This window comes from Pseudomonas sp. FEMGT703P, assembly GCF_002786345.1.
Taxonomy (GTDB): Bacteria; Pseudomonadota; Gammaproteobacteria; order Pseudomonadales; family Pseudomonadaceae; genus Aquipseudomonas; species Aquipseudomonas peli.
On record NZ_PGCM01000006.1, the window covers coordinates 206342 to 225028 of the forward strand.

The 18687-nt window shown below is 51.6% G+C and carries 15 protein-coding genes; 8 read left to right on the forward strand and 7 right to left on the reverse strand.

From position 1 onward, the window contains the following. Positions 1 to 21 precede the first annotated feature (21 nt). Positions 22 to 966 (forward strand): hypothetical protein, encoded by a 945-nt coding sequence (locus tag CUR33_RS11050; RefSeq protein WP_289239647.1) that lies wholly within the window; start codon positions 22 to 24, stop codon positions 964 to 966. On the opposite strand, the gene CUR33_RS11055 is transcribed toward CUR33_RS11050, so the two are convergent. Together CUR33_RS11055 and CUR33_RS11060 are read right to left on the reverse strand one after the other, a co-directional pair. Further along, positions 963 to 1199, reverse strand: a complete 237-nt coding sequence (locus tag CUR33_RS11055; RefSeq protein WP_289239648.1) for a hypothetical protein — start codon at positions 1197 to 1199, stop codon at positions 963 to 965. The two genes, CUR33_RS11050 and CUR33_RS11055, sit on opposite strands and share 4 nt — an antisense overlap. Before the next feature lie 246 nt (positions 1200 to 1445). Continuing rightward, the gene (locus CUR33_RS11060; protein ID WP_289239649.1) at positions 1446 to 4013 is read right to left on the reverse strand and encodes a hypothetical protein; all 2568 of its coding nucleotides are present in this window, start codon (positions 4011 to 4013) and stop codon (positions 1446 to 1448) included. 80 nt (positions 4014 to 4093) lie between these two features. On the opposite strand from CUR33_RS11060, the gene CUR33_RS11065 reads away from it, so the two are divergent. Continuing rightward, positions 4094 to 5235 (forward strand): IS3 family transposase gene (locus tag CUR33_RS11065; protein WP_289239650.1). Its coding sequence is split into 2 segments (ribosomal slippage): positions 4094 to 4346 and positions 4346 to 5235, totalling 1143 coding nucleotides; the frame shifts between segments, so codons are not numbered across the junction. 2 nt (positions 5236 to 5237) lie between these two features. On the opposite strand, the gene CUR33_RS11070 is transcribed toward CUR33_RS11065, so the two are convergent. From CUR33_RS11070 to CUR33_RS11080, 3 genes are all read right to left on the reverse strand, one after another. Continuing rightward, positions 5238 to 5996, reverse strand: coding sequence for a hypothetical protein (locus CUR33_RS11070; protein ID WP_289239651.1), 759 nt, complete (start codon positions 5994 to 5996; stop codon positions 5238 to 5240). Positions 5997 to 6366: 370 nt separating this feature from the next. Then, positions 6367 to 6981 (reverse strand): MbcA/ParS/Xre antitoxin family protein, encoded by a 615-nt coding sequence (locus tag CUR33_RS11075; RefSeq protein WP_289239652.1) that lies wholly within the window; start codon positions 6979 to 6981, stop codon positions 6367 to 6369. A gap of 241 nt (positions 6982 to 7222) precedes the next feature. Beyond that, a complete protein-coding gene (locus tag CUR33_RS11080) occupies positions 7223 to 7570 on the reverse strand; it encodes a hypothetical protein (RefSeq protein WP_289239653.1) in 348 nt (115 codons plus the stop codon). Positions 7571 to 8724: 1154 nt separating this feature from the next. Here CUR33_RS11080 and CUR33_RS11085 point away from each other — a divergent pair. The 6 genes from CUR33_RS11085 (at position 8725) to CUR33_RS11110 (ending at position 16583) form a co-directional block, all read left to right on the forward strand. Further along, positions 8725 to 9375 (forward strand): Tn7 transposase TnsA N-terminal domain-containing protein, encoded by a 651-nt coding sequence (locus CUR33_RS11085; protein ID WP_289239654.1) that lies wholly within the window; start codon positions 8725 to 8727, stop codon positions 9373 to 9375. A gap of 3 nt (positions 9376 to 9378) precedes the next feature. Then, positions 9379 to 11304 (forward strand): Mu transposase C-terminal domain-containing protein, encoded by a 1926-nt coding sequence (locus CUR33_RS11090; protein ID WP_289239655.1) that lies wholly within the window; start codon positions 9379 to 9381, stop codon positions 11302 to 11304. Between the two features lie 2 nt (positions 11305 to 11306). Next, on the forward strand, positions 11307 to 12251 hold the full coding sequence (locus tag CUR33_RS11095) for a TniB family NTP-binding protein (protein WP_289239656.1): 945 nt from the start codon (positions 11307 to 11309) through the stop codon (positions 12249 to 12251). Next, positions 12248 to 14194 carry a TniQ family protein gene (locus CUR33_RS11100; protein ID WP_289239657.1) on the forward strand — a complete coding sequence of 649 codons (1947 nt, stop codon included), beginning with the start codon at positions 12248 to 12250 and terminating at the stop codon, positions 14192 to 14194. Before CUR33_RS11095 ends, CUR33_RS11100 begins: the two co-directional genes overlap by 4 nt. Before the next feature lie 393 nt (positions 14195 to 14587). After that, positions 14588 to 15775, forward strand: coding sequence for a DUF262 domain-containing protein (locus tag CUR33_RS11105; RefSeq protein ID WP_289239658.1), 1188 nt, complete (start codon positions 14588 to 14590; stop codon positions 15773 to 15775). Between the two features lie 4 nt (positions 15776 to 15779). Continuing rightward, on the forward strand, positions 15780 to 16583 hold the full coding sequence (locus tag CUR33_RS11110) for a HEPN domain-containing protein (RefSeq protein WP_289239659.1): 804 nt from the start codon (positions 15780 to 15782) through the stop codon (positions 16581 to 16583). 703 nt (positions 16584 to 17286) lie between these two features. On the opposite strand, the gene CUR33_RS11115 is transcribed toward CUR33_RS11110, so the two are convergent. Together CUR33_RS11115 and CUR33_RS11120 are read right to left on the reverse strand one after the other, a co-directional pair. Continuing rightward, a complete protein-coding gene (locus CUR33_RS11115) occupies positions 17287 to 17586 on the reverse strand; it encodes a putative quinol monooxygenase (RefSeq protein WP_289239660.1) in 300 nt (99 codons plus the stop codon). Between the two features lie 321 nt (positions 17587 to 17907). Continuing rightward, complete coding sequence (locus CUR33_RS11120) at positions 17908 to 18651, reverse strand: class I SAM-dependent DNA methyltransferase (RefSeq protein WP_289239661.1); 744 nt, start codon at positions 18649 to 18651, stop codon at positions 17908 to 17910. Between the last annotated feature and the right edge of the window lie 36 nt (positions 18652 to 18687).

Sequence of the window (18687 nt, forward strand, 5' to 3'; positions counted from 1 at the left end):
GAAGGATTGAGAGAGCGAACCATGGCGATGAAATTTGGCCGCGCATTTTGCGCACAACGCGAAGAATTGCTGTCCCCCTATAGGGCGCGCGAGTTGTTCACCGACGAAGACGGCGAGCACTATGCACAAGAGCTGACCTTTCTCTGCGAGGACGAGCACTGCCGTGCGCTACTCACTCCCGTCGGCATCTACATGGCGCGCAAATCCAAACGGGCGCTGCACTTTCGCATTAAGGATGAGCATGCACCGAACTGTGGTTTTTTGCAGCCAGGCACGGCGGGCGGTATCACCCGCTCTCCGATTGAACAGGAAGACGACTACAAACCCAGCATCTTTCCGACCGAACTAGAGCTGACGCCTCGGACGCGCAAAGGGAATGGCGGCGGTGCAACCACGGCCAGTGGGAGTGATGACGAGGCCTTCGGCGGCGGGTCGGAACCCTCAAGCGGTGGCAATAGACGAAAAACCAGCACCCGGACGCGCTATCTGGACTTGGTGGTGGATTGCTATCTGTCCGATGATGACGCCAGCAAAAACCAGCCCTTTACTATCGCGGATAAGACCAAGGTCTTCGCACGCTTCTTCAAGAAGATCCAGTACTTCCAGGATGAAACCGGACTGATCTACCACGGACTGATCGATGGTTTGAGGCTGTACACTGGCAAAGGCGTGGGCCTGCGTTTTGCAGAGTCCGTGTGGGTGGACAAGAAGCGATACCGTGTCTGGGCGCATGTGCCGCAGGAGCGCATCGACGAGTCCCGACGCCGCAAAGCCTTCCTGACGGAAATGGATGAGTTGGAGAAAGCCGTCAAAGCAGGGGAACAGGTGCATGCCTTCTTTGTTGGCGCCTATCCGGTCAAAAGTACGGTGGAGCAGAAAGACGGCAGCCAGTTTGAGGTGTACCGAGCGGAGCTGCTGAGCATCGACCATCTCTCGCTGGTATTTGCCGAACCCAACCGAAGCTAAAACTCCACGTTCAAACTTCGAATACCCACCGTCTCGCAAAACCGCCCCAGCGCGGTCAGGCTAGCCCAGGTCCTGACCGGCTCCCGTCGCGAGCGCACCGGCAGCCAAAATCGACCCAGCCGGGTACTGAGGCTCCAGCCCTCGCCACCCGGTCCACGCGTCGCCCTAAACTCTCGCGCCGCCCCGCTCTCAATCAGCGCCACCAGGGTGTCCTGCTCAACAGCCTTTTTCATTTTTCTAGCCCCAACAGCCTTCGTCCTGACGACTCAGGCTAGTGGTCGAAACGCGCCCCAACCAGCTGGGTAGCTTCCGGTCGACCAGCGACCGGGGTGCTGGTGACCAGGCCTAGGAGGGAGCCACGCCAGACACGACCTAAAAGAGGGAGGCGATTGACCATAAGGCCAAATTACGCGCAGCCACATATGCTCCTGCTCTAGAGCGAATTACCAACCAGCAACCTAAGCCTCAGCCTCACAACATCAAGGCCGCCCCTTATATCCAGCAGGCGCTGCCTTGAGCTGCTTGGGTGCCCTAGCAGGCTTAGTCGACTTGAAGGGAGCGGGGTCAAGTTCGAACACACTCACGGCGACCTGGTTATTGCCGTGAATATGCGCAACCAGACGATCATGCTTAGGAAGTGGTACCTGGGCAGTGGAGCCCCCAAACTCTCCGGAATTGGCAAGCACCACAGGTTGGTACATATGGAAATGCAACGCTGCAACCATGTTGTCAAAGGTCTGCACATCCTGATTCAGGGCAGCAACCAGAAATACGTCTGAGCGATCCCTAAGGTCCGCTACTAGATCAAGATCAGTAGCGTCGTAGCAAATGGCTGCGGCAAGGCGCGTTGGTGACGTCGTACCAATCGGCAGCTCCACCAGAGTCACATGAGGTCTATACCCAGTGATTCCCATCTCCCGCTCGAGCTTCATCGGGTGGAGCTTTCCCTGCCACACATACTGAATACTTCGGCCATGGTCTGGCGCATCAGTACGTATTAACCAAAGCCCTTGATTGATCGGCCCTCCACATTTATCAGAATGCATGAAGGTCAACCCTGCAAAAATATTGGCCTGGAGCTTGTCAGAAAGCCGGCGCAGGAAGAACACATGTTCAGGATGCACTGCCAACTCAGGAAAGAGGATTACATCCACGGCGGGAATATCGCCCTCCCCCTCAGGCAGGGCTTTGGCCGAAGCCCAAGCTCGTAGTTTCGCGTGTGCCAGCCGACAGACCTGAGCCAGATGGCGGCGATGTTCCGCCAACATCCCCGGTGTCCAATGCGTAGGGTCTTTAGTATCGAAGTCATCCATCTTCGGGCGAAGGGTTTGAACAATGGCCACTCTGAGGGGGCGATCTACAAGCGGTGCATTGTCACTAGTAGGAACGACATAGATGGGTGTGTTACTCCGACCACCATACAACGCACGCTGTATAGCAATACGCTTTTCCAAGAGCGCCAGCAATTCACCTGGCGTGCGTACTGTGCTGACCGGGGCCGCGTCGTTTGCCTTGAACTCAATGCCTGGCCACTGGAGCAAAGTGGAAAGGAAACCCGACAACCAAGGAGAAATTGGGGCTGGCTCATCAGTCAAACCGCTACTCGAATTAAGCATGCCAAAACGCCGCTTGTACCAACTACTCCGAATTCCCCTATAACGCCCGACATCCTCTGTCACCAGAAATCGACGACTTGTGAAATCAAACTCACCAGTCAAAGCAGACCTTAGGACTCGTCCTAGTCCGTATAGCCAGGCCCCCTCATCACTGACCCATTCAGGCCGCGCATACAAAGGATTGGCCTGCTCTTGCTCTCCTGTGAAATTGACTTTTAGAAATCCAATTTCATCAGGCAGCGACTGAATTCCTGACCAATTTGAGCACGTCAAACTAATATCTACAGGACTCAACCCGGCAGAGAGCTGCGTCTCAATACCAGGCTCACTTAGAAGAGCCTTTGCCAGCATAAGAAGTCCATTCTCCTGCCCAAAAATATTGAATGGATCTTGCATTACTCGTAGCAACTGGCGAGTTTCCAAAGCACTCCCAGCTTTATATTTGCTGAAATTGACTCGACTGATCTCTACCAGAGAGGGTGGAACAAATTCCCTCCATTTTGGCGGGCGGCCACCGCGCTTACCTATTGCTTCAATTAAGAGATCAGGCCTTTCAAGGGCAACAGTACTTACGATTGCTTGGAGTAGGCTCTCATCGCTAGTAGTCCGGAGACCCTCTGACAGCCATACCCCGAAACGACTTGAGTTGGGATGCATCTGCTGGGTGACCAAAGCTGATGGAAGTATTTCCAGCAGCCCCCTAGCTGACACGGGCTCGAACACCATGGCACTCCGAAGCTTGAGATAAGTCGGCTCTAGCGATGGCTCTAAAATAGACTTGATTGGTACGCCACAGTCACCAATTGATGCCAGGTAAAGAAAGGCCTGCTGCAACAAGTACCATGGTGAATCAGTTCTCTCGATGACTATTTTTCTAGCAAAAACTCCTAACTCTTGCCGATACCCCTCGATATCGACTGCGCTAGGGTACTCCTCCATATCCCGAAAACCAGTTTCACTTACACCAGCTCGCAGGAGATCGGCGGCCACATACTCAGCCGCCCGAATTTCACGATCCTGCTTCGGCCTCAGCCAGTTGATCGTCACGTTAAAGAGTTTAGCGTCTAGGGCTTCCAAAACCGGATCAAGCAACCGAGGGTGCGGAAACAAGTCCAACCCACACCGAAGCAACAAAACTAGAGCAGGGTTCTCAGCCCAGCATTTGATAAGTTTGCGAGCGGTCGACTCGAACTCATGCGCTAGCGCCATTCCACTTGTCACACGCTCACCAAGAGACTCGCCAGTATTATCCGGCGCGCTGATGTCAGTCATCGCGAGACGCTGCCTCATCAGGTCGGCAAGCCGTGTTGCCACGAAACGCTTGACGGTATCGTCTCGAACATCAGTGGCCGGTGCCGCAATTGTTGCCAACTTTAATTGCGAGACTGGGGGCTTATCTGCCCCCTCAAGCTGCTCTGTAATCCAAAGCAAGCCTTCAAGCCCTGTTGTGGCTCAATGATTCTGGACACCCCGATAGGGCGTTAAGCTTCGCCCAGCAATGAGGTGTTTACGTGACCAGAAGATCATTCAGTACAGATTTCAAACTCGAAGCAGCAGGCCTGGTTCTGGATCAAGGCTATTCCATCCCCGAGGCAGGTAAGTCGATGGGCGTAGGCCCGACGGCATTGCGCCGATGGGTAGAGCAACTGCGCAGTGAGCGTGGTGGCACAACCCCGCCGCGCAGTAAGGCCATGACTCCCGAGCAGAAACGCATACAAGACCTTGAGGCCCAGGTTCGGCGTTTAGAGCGGGAGAAAGAGATCCTAAAAAAGGCTACCGCTCTCTTAATGTCGGACTCCCTCGATCAATAAGCCTGATCGAGGCATTGGGCGAGCGATATCCACGAGCCGAGCTGTGCCGCGTATTTGGCGTACATCGCAGCAGTGTCTACGACGCCTGCAAGCGACGCCGCCGGGTAGATCATCGGCGGATTGCATTACGCCAGTTGGCCACTGAATTTCATCTACAGAGTCGCGGCTCAGCTGGAGCCAGAACATTGTCAGCGGCGCTGCGGATACAGGGTGTCGCGGTGGGGCGTTTTCTGGCCGGACGCCTTATGAAAGAGGCCCGGCTGTTCAGTTCGCAATCGCGCAAGCATCGTTATCGTCGAGCTGATGGTGAAAATGCTATCGCAGCGAATGAGCTGGATCGGCAGTTCACAGTGAGCGGCCCCAACCAAGTGTGGTGCGGCGACGTGACCTACATCTGGGCGGGTAATCGCTGGATCTACCTGGCTGCGGTTATGGATCTGTATGCGCGCCGCATCGTGGGTTGGGCGCTATCCAATCGACCGGACTCGCAACTTACGACGCGCGCTTTGCGCGTGGCTTTTGAGTCCCGTGGTTGTCCGCAGCAGCTGATGTTTCACTCTGACCAAGGCAGCCATTACACCAGCATCGAGTTCCGCCAAATGCTGTGGCGCTACCGGATCAAGCAGAGCATGAGCCGGCGTGGCAACTGTTGGGACAACGCACCGATGGAGCGCTTTTTCAGAAGCCTGAAAACGGAGTGGATGCCAGAGCAAGGCTATACCAGCCAGGGTCAGGCTGAGGCGGATGTACTGCGTTACCTGACGGACTACTACAACCATCAACGGCCACACAGCTACAACGGATACAAAACGCCAGTGGAAGCCGAATTACTGGCCGGATAGACCTAAACCCGTGTCCAGAATTCGTTGACCACAACACCCCCTCCCGCGAGGGAGAGTCGCTCTTTCGCGTCGAGATATTCTCGAAGCAAAGTCGCACGCTTCCACTGCTTGGCTTCCCGGAGCACGGTCATCACCCGCTTACGTTCGGCGTCTCGAATTGCTTTTTTCTCCAGCGCGAGCGCCCGCTTTCGATTGCGCTCCTCTCGCTCGATAGCGGCCTCCTCACGAGCAACCAAATACCTCACGACCCTGCGCGCCATTTGGCAAACAACTTCATTAAGCCGCTCTTCGACCAGAGCCTGAGCGCCATCAGTGATTTGCCCGCTGTAGCCGCCATCAGCACTCACCTGAAGCTTTCCGCTGGGATGATGCTGCCACTTCGGAATCCATACCCACTCATTCCTGGCGATCTTTTTCTTTTCCGCTTCAGTAGGGACGTATGGGATACGTTTCGCTGACTCGAAAAATACGAGGCTGACTTGGACGCCTAGGATCTCTACGCGAGTGGATTGTTTTCCTGGGGTGACCTTGTAGCCCCGACGCTCCAATGCCTTCACGAAAGCATCGGCTACACGCAGCGCCCGAGCCTGCATCGATTCGGAAACGCGGATATCCAAGACTTCCCCCGGTGCGCGGGGAAAGTCGCGTTGATCCTTGAATGCCTCTTTAAAGGCTCTCTGGGTTTTGATCGTGAGTGTGTGAGGATCGCGCACTCGCTCAGGCACCACGATTCTATGTGCAGGATCGGCCTCGTAATCCAAGATAATCTGAAGGCGAGAATCCACAGGTTTAGGCGGTGTCGAGGACTGCTTCGGATTACTTCCAGGCGAGATGTAAGGCTTGTACAGGTGAACATCTAGACCTGTGTAGGGCCTCAACTTTGGAGTCGGTTCCACGGGCTTTCCGGCTTTGAGCTTCGCCCAATACCCCCGTGATGGACTGGGAATTTGCAAACGTGAACAGAGCTTTTTCAGCCCCACGTCTGACATTCCATAGCGTGGCGCTACTGAAGTCATGGGTTCAGACCATACTTCTTTGAGCAGTAGCGCCCGGTTATATTGCTCTCTCATCAGCCCCCCCCACTGCTGTGATGGAAATTCGACAGCCGTCCCTATCCCGCAGTGGTTGGCACTACGGAAGTTCCCCGTACTCAAGACGCCGAAGTAGCGTGAGCACCTGACACTGCCCTTCGACAGTGCCCATCAGCGTCAACGGAGCAGTGTGCCCCAACGCCAAGTTGGGGTGGAGCAACCAACGAACAGCGGCCTCACTATCAAGCCCAAAAAACTCCAGAGCGACACCCAGCAGCTCACCTATCGGCGGAGCGAGCAAGATTTTCTCTCTCACCGCCACCAGGAGCGACTCTTCATAAACAGCCTCGCTCGCATGCTCAGGGCAACGTGTCTGCATCCACCCGGAGAGCCCGACGACCTTGCCCGGCTGACCGCAAAGTTCGCACAGATGCACTGATAGTGAATCGACGAGCCTCACAACCGTTGAGGCGTGGTCACTGCCGTTTCGGTAGTAAAAACGCAGCCCCCCGAACTTTTCTTTTACCTGCGTCGCCACCAGCTGTTGATCGCCCGTCTTCTGAAGATGACGCTGTATCAACTCACACGTCGCATCAATCAGGGTGAACCAGCCGTCGCCGCACTCAAAGCCGAATAGCTGTGAATCTTCAGAGTCATCAACAGAAAAGATTGCCGGGTATCGCTTACACAGCAGCGCATCCAGTTGTTTATTCATAAGGGCCAAAACTCCTGATGGTTAGTGATAACGATGGGGCGTGAAGTGAATGCCTGCGCCGTGCAGCTTCAAAAACTCATCAAGCGAAGACCCGCGTGTGAGCGCCACACACCGCGCAGAAAATTTCGGTAGCCGGTTGCTTCATGGCGTTATCTCAGGGGAGGTAGTTGAGCCGCTCGGCAATGGGTCGAGCGGCCATTTCACAGAAACGGTGTTATGCGCACCCGGTTCGACTGCACACTCAATGCAGGCAGTACCGCGAACCCAATAAGGCTGCGCAGGCGAATCGTTCGACTAAAAGCTCCAACGACTTGCGCCCACCCCATGGGTGAAAATTCACCACTAGCAAGCGCTCACCATCTACGGTCTCAATCATGTAGCGCCTGTCACGGTGCTCGAATTCGAGCACCTTGATGACCTCTTCAGTGAGCATCAACCTGCCATGCCCGTATTCGACGTGCTTGTAGATACGGCCACTGGCACAAAACGCACTGATATGGACATCCATTAAGTACCCGGTAATTACGTACTCCGGGTACTCCTCTAACAACGCTTTGACGAGCAGTACTGCTTTATATGGGCTGATCAACACGTATCTCCAAGCAGAGCAACCTCAGAAAACAACTCATCATTACAACTTCTCAACCGAACTTAGTAAAAAACAGCTTCAGCTTACGCAAGTCACTTTGCGGCTAAGGAAATCACGCATAGTGAAGTAGCGATCAAGATCGATAAAGCACCAACCTGGATACATCAATTTTCAGCACCATGCGAAACATCGGAGATAAGTTGGTATTGGGAACAACGAAAAGGCTAGGAGATTTTTATCTTAAATCTCGGAAAAATTCTGGGAAAGCAAAGAAAACAGCACCAACCTCCGAAAGCGACCAAGCACCATTCGCTTATCCATAGAAAAAATATGAACGCCTGCTCGCTCCATCCGAATGGGCTTCTAATGAGTCAGATAAAAGGAAAAAGTGATGACTCATAGCGCCAATGATCCACCATCGAGAAAATCGTCGGAACTTTAAATATCCCAAGATAGGAAACTAACCTAGTCGATAAAAAGTTCGTGTCAATACCCTACAAACTAAAAAATATTACGGGCCCGAATGTAGTTTGTTGTTTGTCACTAATGCGCGAAATGGCGGCGTGCTTTAGCAAGGCACTGACGACACCATAGCCCTATCACAACAGACCAACGCGATGCCTGACGAGGGCTTGAAGCCCTGAAAACGGGCCTTTCATCCGCATGGCGAGATGCCGTGCCTGCCGGCGGGCGCTGTACCAAACTGCCCTAATAGCAACTTAGCTATTGACTTTTAGAGAAACAGTTGTTATATTCTGGAGGCATCAGGTCAATACGACCTCCATGCAGAGACACCCATGCACGACTCATTCTCCTCCCCTCTCTCGTTATTACGCCTCTCCTAATTTCCCCTCTAGGGATACTCGGCTACTGCCGCCTGTTATTTATTACCAAATTTTTATTCCACAGCGAGTCTGCGCTGAGGAAGTTCGCGCGCCCGCCTGTCGGATCATAAAGCCAATTAAAACTAAAATAATAAACAAGAAAGCATCAGCGCAAGTTATTGATTAACTTGCGCTGCTCTTAAAGTTGTCAATATAGAAAACGTAAAACATAGGGGTACTTCATGATGTTATGCCAGTTAAGCCAACAGCCTATTTGACAAGCCCCAAAATGGCTATCAATCTCTAACCAACTCTGAACGAGCATACATCATGAAAAAACTCCGAAGTCATATCGGCGGGACACCTTCGCCTGCAAGAACAATAAAGCGCAGCCAGTATGGAAAGCAAACGACCTTCTTCTCCTCTCGTAAAAACGGCTCGCAAATAGTCTGCGAAGTGCGACTGGAAGCTGACGCATGTTTTCTTTGGGAGCAGGACAAAAACGTTGTTAGTTATCGCGAACAACCAGAACGGTTGACTCTTGAAGTCGAGGGGAAATCCCGCACCTACGTGCCTGACTTTGAAGTTTGTTACGCGGACGGCTCGAAAAAATTCGTCGAAATAAAGCCAGAAAACGTGTTTCTCAAACCAAAATACCTAGCTTTGTATCGAGCTGCCCGCGACTTCCTTCGTGATCGCGGTGACGACTTCGAGCTACTCACAGATAACGAGATACGTAAGCAGCCACGGCTCAACAACCTGATCAAAACCTACAGCCAAGCGCGCGGTGTCGATCCACTTGAGCTGGCTTATTTGCGTGATCAGCTCCGCGTACTGGAAGCCCCCATGAGTATTGGCGACCTTCTCGCGCTGCCTTCAGCGCCATCTCCAGCCTCAATCTCTGCTGCGATTTTCGAGCTGGAGCTGCGTTGCGACTGGACCAAGCCAATTTCTACTAACAGCCAAGTATTCTGGGGGTAAATCATGCTGAACAAACACGAAGTACAGATAGGTGCACGCTACCGACTTAATGGCGAGCTGGTCGAAGTTATCAGCCGCAGCAACGGTCGAATTTTCATGCGGGGAGTGAATCACAAGGGGCCCATTTACCTGCGTGAAACAGACGTAGATCGACTCCTTCGCCAGGGACATCTCGTGCCGGTATCCAGTGCACTTATGGATGAGAAAAAAGCACTGCAACTAGTGAGGCTAGAGGCCTCTATGGCACTCAAGCTCGAACGGCGTACTTACTACATCCAAAAGCTTCTGGAAATGTTCCACGGTGCACTCCCTCGCAAGAAAACCATAGCTGCGGTAGAAAAGATGGCCGCTGAGCTGGGCGATCCAAAACCACCGAAATACACGAAGCTTTACCAGCTCAAAAAGCAATATCTGGAAAATGGTCAGAACACCTTTGCCCTCGTGAACCTTTCGACAGGAAAGCAACTGCGGGCTAAGCGCCTGAGCCAAGAATCCCTGGAAATAATGCAGGACTACATTCGCAATCACTACTTGAGGGCCACCCGTCCACCGGGGCTTATGGTCTACAAATTGTTCGTTGCGCACATCGAAGAATTGAACCGTCAATCTCACATCAAGCTTGATATTCCTTCCCCGTCAACCTTCTACCGAGCACTGGAAGTGCTTGACAGCTACGAGACAGACGTAGCTCGGCTTGGTCGAAAAGCCGCAGAAAAAAAGCATGGTTTTGGCAAAGGAATCTATTGTCCTGATCGGTTGTTGGCTCGAGTCGAAGCGGATACCCAAGAAGTCGATGTACAACTGACTGGGGAAGATGGCCTCTACATCGGCCGAGCTTACCTAACCGTGCTGCTAGAGGTGCTCACGAGTTCGGTTATAGGCTGGAGCCTTTCGTTTACTCCGCCATGCTTCGAGAAGACGGCCAGCGCGCTGCGCCACGCACTCACTGAGCGTACTGACGGGACACCGGCCGGGCTAATGGAAGAACTGGTCGTGGATAACGGTGTTGAATTCTATAACGCGTCATTGCTATCGATAGCTCACAAGCTAGGGTTCACCGTTCGCTTTTGCGCCAAGGGCCAACCAAATCAGAAGCCCTTTGTTGAGTCATTTTTTAAAACACTGAATGAGCAACTCATCCATGGAATGGACGGCACGACTAAATCGAATCCGATGGCGCGCGGAGATTATGACTCTGAAGGCGAAGCTGTCATGACGCTAGATGAGTTGCGCAGCATTCTCGAAGACTGGATTCAGAACTACTACAACAAAACTGCTCACGGACAACGCCATTTGCCCGCCAATGAACTCTGGGAGCGGAAGTTGGACAAAATGAATCCGCCCAAGGTCTTCGCTGCCGAATCTCTCCGTTTTATTTGTATGGGCACGCATTACTGCACTATCAATCGTGGACGTGTCCGCTTCAAGAATTTGGCTTGGAGCGGCCCTGCGCTGTCACATATACAAAGCAAATTGCAGGCTGGACAAAAAGTTCAAGTTCTATACGACAGCACAAACCTCGGCACCGTCTACGTACGTGACCCTAGCAGCGAAGTCTTTTTTCAAGCAGATGCAGTGCATGACTATCAATATGACCTGTCCATGTATGAGCACGAGCTTGTTCAACAACAGCTGAAGGCGGACGCAAAACTGTTCACCGGAGAAGATGCCCGACATACGTTGCTCCGCATTTGGCAAGCGCTGCGAGATAGCAAGGAGAACAATGCTCGCCGTAAACGCGCTCACTTGCGCGATCTTCGTAACGGAGATCGCCAAAGCAACCCGCAAACTACCGTGATTGAGCCCCATACGCAGCACATTGGCGAAGACACTCAACTTTCAGAGGAAATCGATTTTGAACTTATTGACGACACGCATGAAGACGACGCCATCGACGACTACGAAACTTACCTACTGCCTAGGAAATAATGATGAACGACGAAATCAAAGACAAGCTTGTGAAGTTTGCACAAGTTGTCGTGAACCACCCTGAATACGCCGACGCAATGGAATGCATCTCTCGCAGCATCGAAGCAACGATGACAAGAGGGGAGCCAGCTTCGGTACTTCTGACTGGTGAGCCAGGCACAGGAAAATCGACAGTCTGTAAGATTGCTCTGAGCCACTTTGGGGAAAGGAAAGTCGTCGCTACGGATGCAGGGACCACTGAAATCGTCCCTGCGTTTTACTGCTCTCTACAGGCAGGTGCGACGACTAAGAGCCTCACTACGTCGATGTTGCAAGAACTGGGCTCCAACAACGTAACTGGCAACAGTTCAACGCTTTTCAAGCGCTTGGTCACTCTGCTTAAAACTTGCCAGACCAAACTCATCGTTCTAGATGAGTTTGACAACTTGCTCCGTAAAGGTGCCGAGAAATCTCGCGAACAGGTATGTGACTGGGTGAGAACTCTCTTGAACGAAACCCTTGTCCCTGTTGCGATTGTTGGAATTCCTAGTTGCGAAGAAATCATAAACGCACACCCACAGCTCTCGCGGAGATACCCTTATCGGCACCGAATGAATCATTTCACGTACTCAGCACTCGACCCCGCTTCCGCATTCAGCAAAACCTTGCGGGCATTCAGTGGGGAAATCAAGAAAATCGGTGAGTTTGATAATTCCATCAGTTTGAATACAGACCAGCCACTCAAGGCTATGTATCTGGCAACCGGCGGGAATATGAACGGTATCCGCCAAATACTTAACGACGCCTTCAGACTCGCGCTCCTTCGTAACGACGGAAACTTCGGACTTAACGATCTGATTGGAGCTGCTGAACTTTCTGTTATTCCAACCGCCTACTACCGAAACAACGCCTTTCGCTTGACAAACGATTCACTCAACAAGTTGATCTCTGGGAGAACGGTCAAATGACTATTTTCCATCTTGCTCATGCCTGCGCTGAGGAAAGCCCCCGAAGCGTATTGATTCGAACAGCCCACGCGAATGGTTTTGGCTCGGTTTCTGCCATGGCAAGAGCATTCGGTGCCAAGGAGTCGTTGCAACCGTTTACTTGGCAAATGAAGCACTCAAAGCTCGTTACACAACTGGCCGGCCATGAGCATCTCAATGGCAAGCAGTTTCACGAGAGCTTCTACACGCAGCTCGGGCGCACCTGCGAAAGCCCGGTGGAGGTCATGGGACTGACTGTTCCCTCCGCAAATATTCGGGCTGATGCGTTCAGCTTTTGCCCCGAATGCATGCAGGCAGGGACTCATCCGTCGATACTCGACCTCAGTTGGCTGCAAAGCTGCCCATACCACGATTGCAAGCTAGAGCCGGTATGCCCTCAATGCTCGCGAGGGATACGCTGGACTCAGCTTTCAGGCTCCCATTGCCCTTGCGGATTTGATCTACGCAAAGGCTCGAGGACTTTCATGCACTCGGACAGCTCTCATCGGCTGCTGAACATCTTCAGGGCAAAAGATCAGACTGCTTTTGGTCGATTCATTTTTGCGCTCAGAGCCCTTCGGTATAATCAGCACCCCGAGCAAGCTCAGAGCATCCAAGAAACCGCAGTTCGTATCGCCGATTGTGAGACGGGGGTATTCGATGACCTGATAAATGCTTCCAAGCTGCTTTATCCCTGCCTGACAGTGAGACCACTACTCGCGCCCTGGATGGCCTCGAAGGACTCATGGATCAAAAGCCAAGTCGATATTTTGCTCCATTCCGAAGCCGATATCGCAGACGCCGAAGGCACGTGCAATTGCTCAGCGCTTCAGCTTTATCAGGACGAGATGATTCATGCGCTGAAGATATCAGCGACCAAACTTAGATCATTTCTAACTCGTGATTTGGTTCAACGGGACAAGGGAGATGAAACTCGGTGGAAGTACTCTGCCAAGAAGCTATGCGTGCTGCTCAAGCAATCGACTGGACTTAGCATCTCAGCGGAGCCCCCCTTCACCTCACTCCCTTCAATTAAAGATTGCAGCACATACCTCACTATTGAAGAGGCGGCTATCCGAGTGGGCGTATACCCGGAAGCAATTCGTAGCGCGCTCTCTAAAGGCTTTATGCAGGTAGGTCTTAAGAGAGGCACTCATGCCAGGACATTGCTTCAGGCGACTACGGTAGATCATTTTTCGGAGAGCTTCGGATTCGTAGGTCAGCTTGCTACTGATCTTGGTCTTCCTAGAACGACACTTTCAGCAAAACTCCTACACCTAGGGGTAACCCCGATTTCCGGGCCTGATATTGATGGCGGACTAACAACCATTTATCGACGTGACGACATCAACGACCAAGTCAAAGCCTCTCTAAAAAACCTCGCTCGCTACAAATCAAACGCAGGAAGGAAACCTTCAGGCTCAGCCAGTATCACCGGCGAAGAGTCCACCTCGAGCGCTGATGCAGCGCGCTATCTTGGATTTGTGCTTCACGACTTGAAGCACCTCGAACGCCAAGGATTTATCACCCGAGCACGAAGTATCAAGGTTGGCCGCCATTTCACTAGTAGCTCCGTAGCAACCGCCAAAACAACATTTGAGAACATGACCTCTCTCGGTAGCTTTTCAGCTAAGTTCGGCATGACTCCTCAGACGTTCTCCAGAAGATATATACAAAGCAACTTTCTGGAGCACATCCGCATAGGTAGCAAAACCCTTTTGTCTATGGAGCAAATCCAGAGAGTCAAAGAGCATCGCGACCTATTCATAAGTTTCTGCGAAGCGGATGAAATTCTTGGCACACCTATTGGCCATACAGCCAATCTAGTAAGACTAAAAAAAATTAAACCTGTTCTTCCGGACGAGACTGGCTACGTTTCTACCGTTCGCCTTCTTCGTCGACACGACGTCAACAAAATAAAATAACCCCTCCTACGTAAAATCCAGTAGCGTTCTGCTACTGGAATCCCTCACAAAAGAACAGAAAAAACTAATTTCATAAATTAGCGCGAAGGATTTCTATAAATTCGCAATATAACGAAAAAAGAATTTCGCACAAAGTGACAAGCGCAGCTGCAAGCCTTTATTTCCGGGACTTCCATTTCACAGAATAATAACTATGAGCGAGCTGACATCAGCGTAGATTGACCCTACACCTGCCATGGATGTTGGGGTTGAGCTTAGAAAAGCCCCGCCTAGTGCGGGGCTTTTTTATGTAAAAAATTTGAATATCCGCCTAAAAATCAACGAAAGCTCTTCTTAATAAAACAAAAATTAGCTCTCACCTTAAAGCCGAAAATCAAAAAACGGACTTACATGATGCAAAATACAAGCAATATAAACAACCTCTCGGAAGAAGATATTGAATCTTGGTTTGAGAGCGAAGAAGAACAACCTGAAGTTAAAAAGCTTACCGATGAAGAGCTTTCTCAACGATATGCTGAAACCCAGATAAGGATTGTCCGCACTTCTTTAGATTTCACGCTACACACACTCGCATCATCTATTAAAGATAGTAACTACATCGATATAGCACCGGGCTACCAGCGACGAGCAAGATGGGACCGTAAAAAGAAGTCTCTACTTATAGAGTCTTTTTTAATGAATATCCCCATCCCCCCTCTTTTCCTGTTCGAAAAAGACTATAACCAATACGAAATCATGGATGGCCGCCAACGCCTAGAAGCGATTTCCGAGTTCCTAGACAACAAATACGCACTAACTGGTCTTGAATTTTGGGTGGAACTCCAAGGAAAGAGATTCTCCGACCTCCCCGGAATAATTCAGCGAGGACTGCTGCGAAGAACAATCAACGCGGTTGTACTGCTAGCTGAAACCGAGCGAGATACAGAATCATTTGATATCCGCTTAATACTATTCCGCCGGCTAAACACGGGTGGAATCAAGTTAAACGCACAAGAAATGCGAAACGCCCTTTACCCCGGCTACTTTAACGAAACGCTGCACAAACTATCCCGTGGAGATAAATTCACTAAACTTTGGAGAATCCCTCAAAAAAGCGACTCCGAGGAAAATGAAACGCCAGTTGCACTACAAAAAAATGTACTTTACAGATCAATGATGGACTGCGAATTAGTTTTGCGATTTTTCTCAGTGCGTGACGTTATAAATAACAAAGTGAGGGGTTCTCTACGGCAAGTCTTTGATAAAACAATGGAACGTTATAGCAAGATTTCGACGACCGAAGTAGACATTCTCCGCTCCGACTTCGAGTCTACGCTCGAACGTGTTACTGATGCCCTTGGCTACAACTTCCATTTGCTACCAAACAACAACCAAGCTAGCCGGCCACTCTACGACGCTATTTTGGTGGCTGCGTTTGAGCTTCCAAACATAGACCTAGCTATCAACTCAGTTTCTATAAATGCACGAATCGAGCAAGCGCTTGCGGACCAAGAAAACTATGAAATATTAGTAGGCCGCGGCAACACTATAGAATCTATAAAAGATCGGGTGATACTAGCCAAAAAAATAATCAAAGGTTAGCCAAATGGACCCGATTATTGTTGAATATGAAAATGATCTGGACAAAATTTGTAGCCAGTTGGATTTCATTGAGTCTCTAAAAAAATTCAATAGCGCCAACACTCCATTAGGCAACTCTTGCTGCGAGCAAGAGTTCATAGCTGAAGCACTAATTATTCATGAAGGTACGAAACGCGTCCATGGCAACCTCACACTTGTAGCTGGAACATTAGTTCTATATACCTGCGGACGATTTGAGGCAATGACAAGAACACTATTTGAAGACCTGTGCCAAAGACTTGTCTCTAAAGCTGGAGAATTTTCCCGACTCCCCAAGAAAATGCGCACAAATCTTCCAATATTTACTGCAAAAGTAATCTCTGAACCAAGAAGATATGGCCATGCCGAAAATGGTGTGCGGTCGTTTGTATCAACTCTTGCCTCCAACCTAGAGCCAAATGCAAGAATTTCGAAAGTTAACCATGAGTGCCTTTCTATCACTGAAACCAACATGCGCGCAGACGCGCTATCAGATCTATTCTCTCGTATTGGTGCGGAAAAAATCTGGACTGGAATATCTGAGCAAGCAGCAATAAAATCTTATTTTGAAGAGTCGGACACTAGCAAAGTAGAAGCAAAGGCCCGAAAGAAACTAAATGACTTAATGGACATTCGAAATCGAATCGCTCATCCCTCAGGAGAGTTTGAATGGCCATCTACTCACACCATAAAGGATTACGTAAAATTTCTAAGACTTATTGCCAAGGCAATGGGAGAAATTATGTCTCTTTATGAAGTGACTCTATGTACGGCAGAGACTGCTCAATAAACGGCAAGTCCACTTGAAAAAGGGGGCAGATTTATTTTCTCCGTCATCCACTTTTACTGGTTTCGGCTTTACGCCGAGTTACTTTCTCTTTGCGCGCGCAAAGAGAAAGTAACCAAAGAGAAAGCGCGCCCGGCATCCGGGTTTCGCTGCGCTCAACTTCCCTCGCTCCGGCACTGCTCCGAGGGTCGTCACGGTGGGCCATCCATGGCCCATCGTTCCTCGTTTGGCATCCATGCCAAACGCCCCTCTCCACAGCACCTACGCTCGGCCTCCTGACGGGATTCGGGGATCGCGTTGTTTGGGATATTGGTGGGCGGCAAAGCAGAACGTAAAAGCATCGCGGGCAAGCCCGCTCCTACGGTTTGTCCTGCGTTATCACAGACGACGCCAAACGCCCCATCAGGAGGCCGAGTGGAATCGTTGCGTAAGGGGTTGAGCGGCATGGATGCCGCGAGAGTCGCGATGGGCCAGGGATGGCCCTTCGCGGCGGGCCCCTGGAGCAATGATGGAGCGAGGGAACCCGACGAAGTCGGGCCGGATGCAAGGGGCAAGACCTCTTGGTTACTTTTGGCGGGGCCGGCCATCCGGGCGTCTGCCAGAAGTGACCCGCCGTAAGGGCGGAACCGTTGGACCAGACAACATATAAGCGGCGTCTGAACACAACTTGGGCCGTTTAAAAACGACAACGGCCCATGGCTAACACTCAGTTCGAAACCTGCTCCAAGAAAATCAGCTGCAATGGCTCACTGAGCAAATCATCAGCCGTAGCGGAAAACCGCTGAAAATACGGCGTCGCAAAATGCGCATCCAGCGCCGCCTGGTCCTTGAACGCCTCACGCATATAGAACGTGCCCGGCTCATCCCGTCGCTCAAACAACACGTAATCCAGGTTGCCCGGCTCGGCCCGCGTCGGTTCGATCAGGGTCAGCAAGCCGGCTTTAAGCGCCTCTTGTTTACCGGGTTTGGCTTTGAGTACAGCAAGGGATACCAGTGGTTTATTCATGGTGTTGGCTCTTTCAAGGGGTTGGCTTGCACATCCGGCGACGGCAGTGAACATCAGCGCACACAGCCAATAACCTAAGTGTTTGATCGGAGGTTTCATCGTTATCACTCGCTGTGGACTGGGCTCATCCTTGTCGATCCCGCCACGAAGAAACACCGACAAAACGCGCTAACACTTTCTTCCACAGCTTGAAAATGAAGCACCCAACATCACCATTACCCTGATTTAAGCCATCAATCAGCGCCCTTGAATGAAGAACAGCCAGTAGCCCGGACAACCGCAGCAACGGTGGATGAACACAGCGTCATCCACCCTAGGGGACTAACGCTTTACGCAGGCAAACAACGCATTTCCGGAAACGCCATCCCACGGGATAAGTTTCTGGTAGTCATGCTCAAACACATGCACGTCAAAGTACGGCTGCAACAACGCCTGCAACTCCACAAAGCCCACCGCCACCATCGGGTGTTCGTCGCGCCACACCAGGGTTTCACCGGCCGTGGCCTTTTCGATGCGCAGCCGTAACACCTGCTGCTCACCTTCGCCGGCGTAATGCCAGCCGGAACTGAAGGTGAACTGGCCATCTGCGTACTCAGCGCTGTGTGCGGTAAACAGGCTGTTGTCGATTTTGCCCTTGTCGACCACGTTGAAGCAGAACAGCCCTTCAACCTCAAGCGCCGCATAGGCGCTGGCGATGCAGGCTTTTAGCCGCTCAATGCCGCCGCTGTAATGGATGGAATAGAGAAAGCAGGTGATCAGGTCTTGCGGCTCGCTCACGGTGAACGCGCACATGTCCTGCACCGCAAAGTGCGCCTGCGGGCAGCGGATGGCGGCCTTGTCGAGCATCGGCTGATTAATATCCAGGCCGCTGCTGATGTAGCCGGCTTCAATAAAATGCTGCACATGCGGCCCCGTTCCGCAGGCCAGGTCGAGGTGGCGGCTGCCGGCATTGCCGAACAGCTGCTGCAGCCGATGAATGCAGTGGCTTTGCGCCTGGTAGTCGATATCGGCGCACATCAGATCGTAATAATCGGACAGGTCGGTGTAGAGAGCATTGATGGACATAGTGACCTGATGATGGGCGAGCCGCTGTGGCGGGCG